The following is a 9,703-nucleotide window of genomic DNA, read 5'->3' as shown; positions in this document are numbered from 1 at the left end:
TTCCAGCCCATATGCGGCACCTTGGCGGACGGATCGGCCGGGGTCAGAAGTCCGACGCTGCCGCGAATCCAGCCGAGTCCCTGATGCGTGCCGAGTTCCTCGCCGGTATCGGCCATTAATTGCATGCCGACACAAATGCCGAGAAAGGGGACCGCATCGCCACGCACGCGGGCGTCGAGCGCATCGACCATGTCGGGCACGGCGCGAAGCGCCGCGGCGCATGCGCCGAATGCGCCGACGCCGGGCAGCACGATGCGGTCGGCCTTCGCCACCACGCCGGCGTCGCTGGTAATCGCGATGTCGGTCGCGCCCGCGGCCTTCAGCGCATTGGCGACCGAATGGAGGTTGCCGGCGCCATAATCGATCAGCGCGAGAGTCATATCAGCAGGGCGGCAAAGCGATCCGCGGCCATGTTCGCACCGAATTCGATCACTTCGGCCTCGGCGACGCCCGAAACGATAAAGGGATCGTGCGCGACCAGCGCCTCAACGTCCTGCCGATGTCCGCGCGACAGGATGACACCGCCGGTGCGCGGCGCGCGGCGGCCCGAGACGATGAAGATGCCCTCGGCATAGCCTTTTTCGAGCCACGCAACATGCGCCTTCATCTGCGCGTCGACCTGATCGAGCGGCGCTATATAGCGCAGCAGGATCATGCACAAAGGCTCGTCGGGGCGTGCGATCATCTACAGCATTCCCTTGGTGCTGGGGATCGCATCGGCCTTGCGCGGGTCGATCTCGACCGCGGTGCGCAGCGCGCGGGCCAGGCCCTTGAACGCCGCTTCGGCGATGTGGTGATTATTCTGCCCGTACAGCGTCTCGACATGCAGCGTGATGCCAGCCGCCTGGGCGAAGCTGTGGAACCAGTGTTCGAACATCTCGGTGTCCATCTCGCCGAGCTTCTTCTGGCTGAATTCGGTCTTCCACACCAGGAAGGGCCGCCCGGAAATGTCGAGCGCGACACGCGTCAGCGTCTCGTCCATCGGCGACAGCGCATCGCCGTAACGGCGGATGCCGCGCTTGTCGCCAAGCGCCTTGGCCACCGCTTCGCCGATCGCGATGCCGGTGTCCTCGACCGTGTGATGCTGGTCGATATGCAGGTCGCCGATCGTTTTCACGTCCAGGTCGATCAGCGAGTGGCGCGACAATTGTTCGAGCATATGATCGAAAAAGCCGATCCCGGTCGACACGGTGTAGACGCCGGTGCCGTCGAGATTGACCGTGACGTCGATACTGGTTTCGCTGGTCGAGCGGCTGATCGTTGCGGTGCGCATCATGCGGCCTCCCATAGCGCGATAGCCTGTTCATGCAATCTCGTCCCAATCTTCGCGGGCAATCTTCGCTGCATACAATCTTGACGACTAGCCAAAGCCCGCTACCCAAGGGCCCATGAGCGATGGATTGCCCGATAGCCTGATTCCCTATGACGAGATCGTCCAGGAGGCATTGCGCGCCGTGGTCGGGCGTGTGCTCGGTTCGGTTGCGGCCAATGGCGGCCTGCCCGGCGACCATCATTTCTATATTACGTTCAAGACGCACGCCGCCGGCGTCGACATTCCGCAGCGGCTGATCGAGCGTTTTCCCGATGAAATGACCATCGTGATGCAGAATCGCTATTGGGATCTGGTCGTCGATGACGAGCGATTCTCGGTCGGGCTGAGCTTCAACCAGGTCGCGTCGAAACTGGTCATCCCTTATGCGGCCGTGACCGGGTTCCACGATCCATCGGTCAATTTCGAACTGCGCTTCCAGGCGCAGGATGGCCCCGACGGCCCCGACCCGCATGACGAGGCCGAGAATGACGGTCCGACCGTCGTCCCGGTCGAGGACGGATCGAACGTCGTCGCGGTGGATTTCAAGCGGAAGAAGTAAGGGAAATATCTTCTTCCCGTTCGTGCTGAGCTTGTCGAAGCACCGTTCTTTCCTACTTCCGTTTTAGAAAGCGGCCCTTCGACAAGCTCAGGGCGAACGGAGGTTTGTTTGTCCCAGGAAACGCGCACCGAAACCGACTCGATCGGCGCGATCGAGGTTGCCGCCACGGCCTATTGGGGCGCGCAGACGCAGCGTTCGATCGAGAATTTTCCGTTTGGCGCGCAGGAGCGCATGCCAATCGGCATCGTCCATGCGCTGGCGATCGTGAAGCAGGCGGCGGCTCGGGTGAATCGCGCCCACGGCCTCGACGCCGGGATTGCCGATGCGATCGAAGCGGCGGCGGCCGAAGTGGCGAGCGGCACGCTCGACGATCAATTCCCACTGGTCATCTGGCAGACCGGGTCGGGCACGCAGACCAACATGAACGTCAATGAGGTGATCGCGGGCCGCGCCAATGAAGTGCTGACCGGCACGCGCGGCGGCAAATCGCCGGTCCACCCCAATGATCATGTCAATATGAGCCAGTCGTCCAACGACAGCTTCCCGACCGCGCTGCACATCGCCGCCGCGATCGCCGCGACCCGCGATCTGTTCCCGGCGCTCGGCCGGTTGCACGATGCGCTGGATGCAAAGGCGCAGGGCTGGAGCGGCATCGTCAAGATCGGGCGCACGCATTTGCAGGATGCGACGCCGCTGACGCTGGGTCAGGAATTTTCCGGCTATGCGCATCAGCTTTACCGCTGCCGCCACCGCATCGAACCGGCGGTGCTGCATGGCATGACCGCACTTGCCCAGGGCGGGACCGCGGTCGGCACCGGGCTGAACGCACCCGCCGGCTTCGACACCGATGTCGCTGCCGAGATCGCCAACATCACCGGCCTGCCGTTCCGCACCGCTGAAAACAAGTTCGAGGCGCTCGCGTCGAACGATCCGATCGTCCACCTCTCCGGCACGCTCAACACGCTCGCGGTCGCGCTGACCAAGATCGCCAATGATATCCGCCTGCTCGGTTCGGGGCCGCGATCGGGATTGGGCGAGATCGACCTTCCCGCCAATGAGCCGGGCAGCTCGATCATGCCGGGCAAGGTCAACCCGACTCAGTGCGAGATGCTGACGATGGTCGCGGGCCAGGTGATCGGCAACCATGTCGCGATCACCGTCGGCGGCTTGCAGGGGCATCTCGAGCTCAACGTGTTCAAGCCGCTGATCGGCGCGAACCTGTTGCGGTCGATCGACCTGCTCAGCGTCGGCATGGCGAGCTTCGCCGAACGCTGCGTCGAGGGGCTGGAGCCGAACCGGGGACGGATCGCGGAACTGGTCGACCGGTCGCTGATGCTGGTCACCGCGCTGGCGCCGGAGATCGGCTATGACAATGCCGCGAAGATCGCCAAGCACGCGCATGCCGAGGGGCTGACCCTGAAGGAGGCCGGGCTGGCGCTGGGCCTGGTGGATGCGGAGACATTCGACCGCCTGGTCCGACCGGAGACGATGGTCTGACCATCGCGTCACAGCAGTCAGTGGAACTCCCGTCTCGCTCAAACGCTTAGCCGGCGAACCACGGAGACGATGACATGGGTGCAACGACCATTGGCGCGCTGATCGGCGGCGCGATCGATTCGATGAGCGGTGACGACAGTGCCGCGGACGGCGCGATCTACGGCGCGATCACCGCGAATGTGCTGAAGGTCGTGCTGCCGCTTGCCGTGACCTATGCGGTTGGCTGGGCCGTGCTGCGCGGTGCGGCTGAACTGAAGGAAAAGGCGTTTGGCGCGCCGGAGAAAGCGGCGTGATCCGCGGCCTTATCGGCGCGCTGCTCGGCGCGGAGATTGATCGCCGTGACGGGCAGAGCGGTCTGAAGGGTGCCGCGATCGGCCTGGTCGCGAGCCGGGTGATCACTCGGCTCGGGCCGATCGGGCTGGCGCTTGGCGGCGCCTATGTCGCGAAAAAGGCCTATGACCGGCACAAGGCGAAGGGCCGGGTTGTTTGATTTGATCCGGATCGCAAATCGGTGCGATCGGCGATGCGGCAGCGGTGCTCAAATGGGGCTTTTGTGACGATGGGATCGCGCGTGACTTGACGCCTGTCCCATTGCGCCGCCATTAGCGCCCATGCCGTCTTCCGCAAAGCCGATCGATTCCACGGACGACCCGCACGGGTTCAAGCGCCGCGGCGTGCTGTTCGTGCTGTCGTCGCCCTCGGGCGCCGGCAAATCGACCATCGCGCGCAAGCTGCTCGCCGCCGAGCCCGAACTCAGCATGTCGGTGTCCTACACCACGCGCCCGCCGCGCCCCGGCGAAGTCGATGGCGTGGATTATCATTTCGTCGATCTCGACACGTTCCGCGAGATGGCGACGAACCATGAATTCCTCGAATGGGCGCACGTCTTCGACCATCGTTACGGCACGCCCAAGGCGCAGGTCTGGCACGTGCTCGAACAGGGCCGCGACATCCTGTTCGACATCGACTGGCAGGGTGCGCAGCAGCTCCACCAGCTGGCCGGTGGTGACGTGGTGCGCGTCTTCATCCTGCCGCCGTCGATGCCGATCCTGCGCGAACGGTTGGAGAATCGCGCGACCGATACGATGGCGGTGATCAACGCGCGCATGGACCGTGCGGCGAATGAAGTCAGCCATTGGGATGGCTATGACTATGTGCTGGTCAATGACGATGTCGAACAATGTTTCGACTGCGTGAAGACCATATTGGCGGCGGAGCGGCTGAAACGGTCGCGTCAGACCGGGATCATCGGATTCATCCGGAAGTTGCTGCGCTGACCTGATCTTGACGCGGCGCAGCGGATGAATGGATGCTGCAAGATACATTCCGCATCCGTTCACGGCGACTCGTGCAAATACATCGTCAAGCTGCACGATAAGGCGCCCGAATCGGACGTCATCGGCGCTGCTCTTGAGGAGTAGAAGCATGACGACCCTGTTCACCAAAGCAACGCTCGCCCTCGCCCTGGGCGCGACGGCGCTGACCGTTGCCGCGCCGGCTCAGGCGCAGCGTTACGGTGGCTATCATCGCGGCCACGACAATACGGGCACCGCCATCATTGCCGGCATCGCTGGTCTCGCCATCGGTGCGGCGATCATGTCGAGCAACAATAATGACCGTCGCCGCAATCGTGACCGCGAGTATCGCAACGACGGCTATTACCAGGTCGACGGCTATAATCGTTACGACGACCGGGGCTATGACGATCGCCGCGCTTATGATCGCGACAATGGTTATAATGGCTATGATCGCTATCGCGACCAGCGCGGCTATGGCAGCTGCCATGTCGAAACCCGCTGGGACGACTATTCGGGCGATCGCGTCGCCGTCCGGGTCTGCAACTAAACTGACCAGGCGGTGCGCGGGCGGCGCGGGGGCAATGCCCTCGCGCCGTTTTCATGTGCCGGTCAGGCGATCAGGGTCAGGAACCGCACCCCCGCGTCGAAGTCGCGGCGGCGCGAATCGAGTGCGGCGAGCGACAGATCGTCGCGGCCCCATTGTTCGGCCTGCCAATCCTCGTCGAGTTCGACCGCGCGCCATATCCGGTCCGCGCTCGCCGCGCCCTCGATCAGGGCAAGGGCGGCGATCAGCGAGCCGCCGATCGTGACGATCGGAGCCAGCCCCGCCAGTTCCCAGGGGGATCGGACCGCGACCGCGTCGCTCAGCCGCGCGATCGTCACGGCGGGCTGCGGCTTGTGCATGATCCCCGCCACGATTTCGAAATGGACATCATAGCGCCCGCGCGCCCAGTCGAGCAGCGGATCCCATAATTCGGCCTGGCGCTCGACCAGCGTGGGGGGATCTTCGGCGCGGTAGCAGAGCAGGTCGCTTTGCGCGAACGTCGCAAGACCCGCGGCGAAACCCGCTGGATCCGCACCCACCAGCTCGATCGCCGCGTTGGCGAGGCCGGTCAGTGGCATGCCGCGCGGATCGATCTCGCCGGTCACCGCGCGCCATTCATCGGCGACCGCCCCGGCCAGCGCCGGAAACGGGATCGCGAGCGGTACGCGGCCGGGCGTGCGCACCGGCTTGCCATCAAGCGTGACGACACCCGCGGTATCGACCGCGACGTCGGTCCAGAAACGCTTCACATCCGTCCTTCAGTTCTGTGGTGGCGTGCGCCAGCGGCGTGCAAGAGCGCGGGGCACGATCGCGATCATCAACAGCGCCGACAAAACGATCGCGGTGCCAAGGATCTTCTGTTCAAGGATCTGCGCCCGGCCGATCAGCACCAGCCCAAGCAACGCGCCCGCGACGCCGGCGATGCGCGATCCGGCAATGACGAAATAGCGGTTGCGCGCGGTGGTCTCGGGATCGGTCATATCGCCTCCCTTACCGCACCGTTCGCCGTGAGCGAAGCCGGGAAACGAACGGGATCATATCGCCGCCATATGCGCCGGCAGATCCGCGACCGTCCGGGCAATGGCATCGGCGCCCGCCGCGATCAGCTCCTCGGGCGGGTGATAGCCCCAGGCCACGCCCAGCGCCCGCACATGTCCTGCTCGCGCCATCATCATGTCATAGCTCGTATCGCCGATCATCACCGTCGTTTCGGGCGATGCGCCCGCTTCGGCGATCGCGGTCTCGATCATCGAGGGATGCGGTTTCGACGGGTGGCGATCGGCGGTCTGCAGCGTGACGAAGCGCGCCTTGATGCCATGTTCGTCGAGAACGCGAACCAGGCCGCGATCGGACTTGCCGGTCGCCACCCCGAACACCCATCCGGCCGCCGCGAGGTCGTCCAGCGCCGCGATCATGCCGTCGAACAAGGGTTCTTCGGCCAGCGCGCCCGCGGTGCGCAGCCGGAAGAACGCCGCCTTGTAGTCGTCCGCCAGCGCGCGGTGCAGCGCATCGTCGGCGTGCGGCAACAGGCCGCGCATCGCTTCGACCAGGCTCAACCCGACGATACGGCGTATCGCGCTGCGTTCGGGCGGGTCGAGCCGATGAAGCATGAACGCTTCTTCCGCCGCCTGGCAGATACTGGCCTGGCTATCGACCAATGTGCCGTCGCAATCGAACAGGGCAAGCCGGTTCATGCTTCCATCACCTTGGCCAGCGCCGCATTGCCGCTGCGTTTCAGGCCGGCAACGACACGCGCCCGGTCGTCGGCCGATTTGTTCTGGCTCAGCTTGTGCGTGCCGCGCACCGCGTCGATCGTGACGTCGAAGGCGACGATCGCGCGCAGCATCGCGGCAAGGCGATCGTCATCGAGCTTGGCGCGAGTCCAGGGATTTTCCGGAATGATGCGCGGTTCATGCAAGGCCGCGAGGATGTCGAGCTGTTCGATCAGCGCTGCTTCATCCGCCAGGCTGGCCACGCCGTCGATCTCCACCGCGGTATAGTTCCAGGTCGGCACCTGCGACCCCGGCTCGGCGTACCAGTTGGGGGTGATATAGCCGTCGGCGCCGGCAATGCTGAGCAGCAGCCGTGCGCCGTCGAGATGCGGCGTCGCCCGATTGGCGCGCGAGGCATGGAAACGCAGCTGCCCTTCGCCGACCGCGACGATCGGCGCGTGGACGATCATCGGCCCGCCGGACGTCACCGCGAAGATATGCGCGAAGCCGATCGCGACCGCCCAGTCGAGCATGGCGGCATCGTCACCCGGCCGGAACTTCGGGTTGGGATGCACTAGTCGCGGCTGCCGCGCCGGCGGCGTTCGCCCTTGCGGTCCTTGCGCAGATTCTTCGCATGCTGCTTGGCCTGCTGCTTCTTCACCGCCTTGCTTGGCGGTGGCGGCGTGTCCATCGGCATCATGTTGCCGAGCATCTCGTCGAAACCGAGATGCTTCAGGCTTTCGGCGAAATGCGTCGGCAGTTCGGCCTGCACCTCGATCTCGCCGCCATCGGGATGGTCGATCTTGATGCGGCGCGAATGGAGATGCATTTTCCGGCTGATCCCGCCGGTCAGGAACGCGGCCTGGCCGCCATATTTGCCGTCCCCGACGATCGGGTGGCCGATTGCGGAGAGATGCACGCGCAATTGATGCGTGCGCCCGGTATAGGGGATGAGCTCAAGCCAGGCGGTGTTGTTGCCGGCGCGTTCGATCACACGGTAGCGGGTGCGCGCCGGGCTGCCTTCGGCTTCGTCGACATGCATCTTCTCGCCGCCGCTGCCGGGCTGTTTGGCGATCGGCAGTTCGATCATGCCGTCCTCGATCGACGGCACGCCGACGACCAGCGCCCAATAGACTTTCTTGGCGCTGCGCGAGGAGAAGGATTTGGCGAAGAACGCCGCCGCGCGCGTGGTGCGCGCGATCAGCAGCGCGCCCGACGTATCCTTGTCGAGCCGGTGGACCAGCTTCGGGCGGCTCTCGCCGTCGAATTGAATTCCGTCGAGCAGGCCATCGACATGCTCGCTGGTCTTGGTCCCGCCTTGCGTCGCCAGGCCGGGCGGCTTGTTGAGCACCATCGCCTGCTTGTCGCGGTGGATGACCATCTCGCGGATATAGTCGGTCTGTTCCTGGCTGAGCGGTGGGCGCTCGCGCTTCACCGGCGCGTCGATGCGGACCGGCTCGGCCGGGGGCACGCGGATCGACTGGCCCGCCGCGATGCGGTCGCCGGGGGTCGCGCGCGCGCCATCGATGCGGAGCTGGCCGGTGCGCGCCCATTTTGCCACGGCGGTGAAGCTGGTGTCGGGCAAATGCCGCTTGAACCAGCGATCGAGCCGGATGCCGTCATCATCGGCGCCGACATTGAACTGGCGGACCTCGGCCTCATTGCCGGCGGCTTTTTTCGTGTCGTTCATGCTACTGCCCTGATGAGCGAAAGTCCGGCGAACAGCGCGGCGATCGAGCCGATCACTGATGCCAGGACATAAAGAGCGGCCATGCTCAGGTCGCCGCGCTGAAGCATGACGACCGTATCGAGCGAGAAAGCCGAGAAAGTGGTGAAGCCGCCAAGCACGCCGACCGCAAGCAACAGGCGCCAATTCTCGCCCGGAACGGACACGCGGGCGAGCGTGCCGACCAGCACGCCCATCAGAAAACCGCCGATCAGGTTCACCGCGAGCGTGCCCCAGGGATAGGATGGCCCAAACCAGGCGAGCGTCGCGCGCCCGGTGAGGAATCGCGCGCCCGAACCAACCGCGCCGCCGGCCATGACGAGAAGAAGGGAATTCATGATGCCGCGTTAGCGCGGATGGCACGAAAAGAGAACCGTTGTGCTGGAGTGCGGCGCGTTCGCACCAAATATCGTTGGGGCTGAGCCTGTCGAAGCCCGTCTCGCCGCAAAGGCGACGGTCGCGCGTGAGACCTGCCCTTGGGCTGGCTCAGCGCGAATGGCGGGCGTGAACCGTCAGGCGGTCAGCGCCCGTTGTTCGCCACGATATCCACGTCGGTGCCGCCATCGCCGCGCTTGGTCAGGAACAGCGCAAAGGCGCCGTCGTCGCGTTTGCGCGTGCCGCCCAGGACATGTTCCTCGCCCTGTGCCTGATGTTCGGCCGAATAGCCGGCATTGGTGGTGCGGGTATAATACCAGTCGAGCACGGTCTGCAGCGGCGCCGAACTCGCAAAGCTGACCGCGCGAACCGTGCAGGTGCCGCTGTCATTGCCGGCGGCTTCGCTGACGCGCGCATCGGGATAGAGCGGCAGGTCGGCCGGCAGGCGCTGTGCCCAGCGTGTCGAATAGCGCATGTTCGCGGTGCAGTTGGCGCCGCCGCCGCTCTTCTGGCGCGCGGCGAGCGCGCCCAGCGTCAGCGATTCGCGTGCGGCGTCGCATTGCGGGCACGATGCGGATTTGGGCGCGGGCGTGGATTTCAGCGTTTCGCTGGTGGCGGCGCCCGTCGCGCCGCGCGCGCCGGCGGCGACGCCGTCGGCGGGAATTGCGCCGGAATAGGGT

The 9,703-nt window shown here is 65.3% G+C and carries 16 protein-coding genes; 6 read left to right on the top strand and 10 right to left on the bottom strand.

Going from position 1 to position 9,703, the window contains the following annotated elements; genetic code table 11:
* From hisH to hisB, 3 genes are all read right to left on the bottom strand, one after another.
* Nucleotides 1-380 (bottom strand): imidazole glycerol phosphate synthase subunit HisH (hisH, locus tag OO12_RS13580; RefSeq protein ID WP_034159255.1); only part of this gene is annotated, 380 nt, incomplete at its 3' end.
* Complete coding sequence (locus OO12_RS13575) at nt 377-685, bottom strand: YciI family protein (protein ID WP_034159254.1); 309 nt, start codon at nt 683-685, stop codon at nt 377-379. The genes hisH and OO12_RS13575, both read right to left, overlap by 4 nt.
* Entirely contained in the window at nt 686-1,273 is a 588-nt protein-coding gene (gene hisB, locus OO12_RS13570) for an imidazoleglycerol-phosphate dehydratase HisB (protein ID WP_034159257.1), read from the bottom strand.
* A 115-nt stretch (nt 1,274-1,388) separates the two neighbouring features.
* On the opposite strand from hisB, the gene OO12_RS13565 reads away from it, so the two are divergent.
* The 6 genes from OO12_RS13565 (at nt 1,389) to OO12_RS13540 (ending at nt 5,213) form a co-directional block, all read left to right on the top strand.
* On the top strand, nt 1,389-1,871 hold the full coding sequence (locus tag OO12_RS13565; RefSeq protein WP_034159253.1) for an SspB family protein: 483 nt from the start codon (nt 1,389-1,391) through the stop codon (nt 1,869-1,871).
* A 108-nt stretch (nt 1,872-1,979) separates the two neighbouring features.
* Nucleotides 1,980-3,368 (top strand): class II fumarate hydratase, encoded by a 1,389-nt coding sequence (fumC, locus tag OO12_RS13560; RefSeq protein ID WP_034159252.1) that lies wholly within the window; start codon nt 1,980-1,982, stop codon nt 3,366-3,368.
* 74 nt (nt 3,369-3,442) lie between these two features.
* Complete coding sequence (locus OO12_RS13555; protein ID WP_034159251.1) at nt 3,443-3,661, top strand: hypothetical protein; 219 nt, start codon at nt 3,443-3,445, stop codon at nt 3,659-3,661.
* Entirely contained in the window at nt 3,658-3,858 is a 201-nt protein-coding gene (locus OO12_RS13550) for a hypothetical protein (RefSeq protein WP_034159250.1), read from the top strand. The genes OO12_RS13555 and OO12_RS13550 overlap by 4 nt, the downstream gene beginning before the upstream one ends.
* 121 nt (nt 3,859-3,979) lie before the next feature.
* Nucleotides 3,980-4,645, top strand: a complete 666-nt coding sequence (gene gmk, locus OO12_RS13545) for a guanylate kinase (protein ID WP_052215871.1) — start codon at nt 3,980-3,982, stop codon at nt 4,643-4,645.
* Between the two features lie 148 nt (nt 4,646-4,793).
* Entirely contained in the window at nt 4,794-5,213 is a 420-nt protein-coding gene (locus tag OO12_RS13540) for a hypothetical protein (protein WP_034159249.1), read from the top strand.
* Nucleotides 5,214-5,275: 62 nt separating this feature from the next.
* Here the strand turns inward: OO12_RS13540 and OO12_RS13535 are convergent, their stop codons facing one another.
* The 7 genes from OO12_RS13535 to OO12_RS28595 form a co-directional block, all read right to left on the bottom strand.
* Complete coding sequence (locus OO12_RS13535; protein ID WP_034159248.1) at nt 5,276-5,959, bottom strand: ATP12 family chaperone protein; 684 nt, start codon at nt 5,957-5,959, stop codon at nt 5,276-5,278.
* 9 nt (nt 5,960-5,968) lie between these two features.
* On the bottom strand, nt 5,969-6,190 hold the full coding sequence (locus tag OO12_RS13530) for a hypothetical protein (RefSeq protein WP_034159247.1): 222 nt from the start codon (nt 6,188-6,190) through the stop codon (nt 5,969-5,971).
* A gap of 54 nt (nt 6,191-6,244) precedes the next feature.
* A complete protein-coding gene (locus tag OO12_RS13525; protein WP_034159246.1) occupies nt 6,245-6,904 on the bottom strand; it encodes an HAD-IA family hydrolase in 660 nt (219 codons plus the stop codon).
* Nucleotides 6,901-7,497, bottom strand: a complete 597-nt coding sequence (locus OO12_RS13520; RefSeq protein ID WP_034159245.1) for an FMN-binding negative transcriptional regulator — start codon at nt 7,495-7,497, stop codon at nt 6,901-6,903. The genes OO12_RS13525 and OO12_RS13520 overlap by 4 nt, the downstream gene beginning before the upstream one ends.
* Nucleotides 7,497-8,612: an RluA family pseudouridine synthase gene (locus OO12_RS13515; protein WP_034159244.1), complete on the bottom strand. Its 1,116-nt coding sequence runs from the start codon at nt 8,610-8,612 to the stop codon at nt 7,497-7,499. The genes OO12_RS13520 and OO12_RS13515 overlap by 1 nt, the downstream gene beginning before the upstream one ends.
* The gene (gene crcB / locus OO12_RS13510; RefSeq protein WP_034159243.1) at nt 8,609-8,986 is read right to left on the bottom strand and encodes a fluoride efflux transporter CrcB; all 378 of its coding nucleotides are present in this window, start codon (nt 8,984-8,986) and stop codon (nt 8,609-8,611) included. The genes OO12_RS13515 and crcB overlap by 4 nt, the downstream gene beginning before the upstream one ends.
* 182 nt (nt 8,987-9,168) lie before the next feature.
* Nucleotides 9,169-9,703: hypothetical protein (locus OO12_RS28595; protein ID WP_034159242.1), on the bottom strand; the 535-nt coding region annotated here is incomplete at its 5' end.

Origin of the sequence: Sphingomonas sp. ERG5, assembly GCF_000803065.1 — a bacterium.
Classification (GTDB): domain Bacteria; phylum Pseudomonadota; class Alphaproteobacteria; order Sphingomonadales; family Sphingomonadaceae; genus Sphingomonas.
The sequence above is the reverse complement of the archived record's forward strand: the minus strand, read 5'-3'. Positions and strand labels throughout refer to the sequence as shown.

Coding starts and splice junctions, on each gene's coding strand:
- OO12_RS13575 (WP_034159254.1), bottom strand. CDS start 685: ATGATCGCACGCCCCGACGAGCCTTTGTGCATGATCCTGCTGCGCTAT.
- hisB (WP_034159257.1), bottom strand. CDS start 1,273: ATGCGCACCGCAACGATCAGCCGCTCGACCAGCGAAACCAGTATCGAC.
- OO12_RS13565 (WP_034159253.1), top strand. CDS start 1,389: ATGAGCGATGGATTGCCCGATAGCCTGATTCCCTATGACGAGATCGTC.
- OO12_RS13555 (WP_034159251.1), top strand. CDS start 3,443: ATGGGTGCAACGACCATTGGCGCGCTGATCGGCGGCGCGATCGATTCG.
- gmk (WP_052215871.1), top strand. CDS start 3,980: ATGCCGTCTTCCGCAAAGCCGATCGATTCCACGGACGACCCGCACGGG.
- OO12_RS13540 (WP_034159249.1), top strand. CDS start 4,794: ATGACGACCCTGTTCACCAAAGCAACGCTCGCCCTCGCCCTGGGCGCG.
- OO12_RS13530 (WP_034159247.1), bottom strand. CDS start 6,190: ATGACCGATCCCGAGACCACCGCGCGCAACCGCTATTTCGTCATTGCC.
- OO12_RS13525 (WP_034159246.1), bottom strand. CDS start 6,904: ATGAACCGGCTTGCCCTGTTCGATTGCGACGGCACATTGGTCGATAGC.
- OO12_RS13515 (WP_034159244.1), bottom strand. CDS start 8,612: ATGAACGACACGAAAAAAGCCGCCGGCAATGAGGCCGAGGTCCGCCAG.
- crcB (WP_034159243.1), bottom strand. CDS start 8,986: ATGAATTCCCTTCTTCTCGTCATGGCCGGCGGCGCGGTTGGTTCGGGC.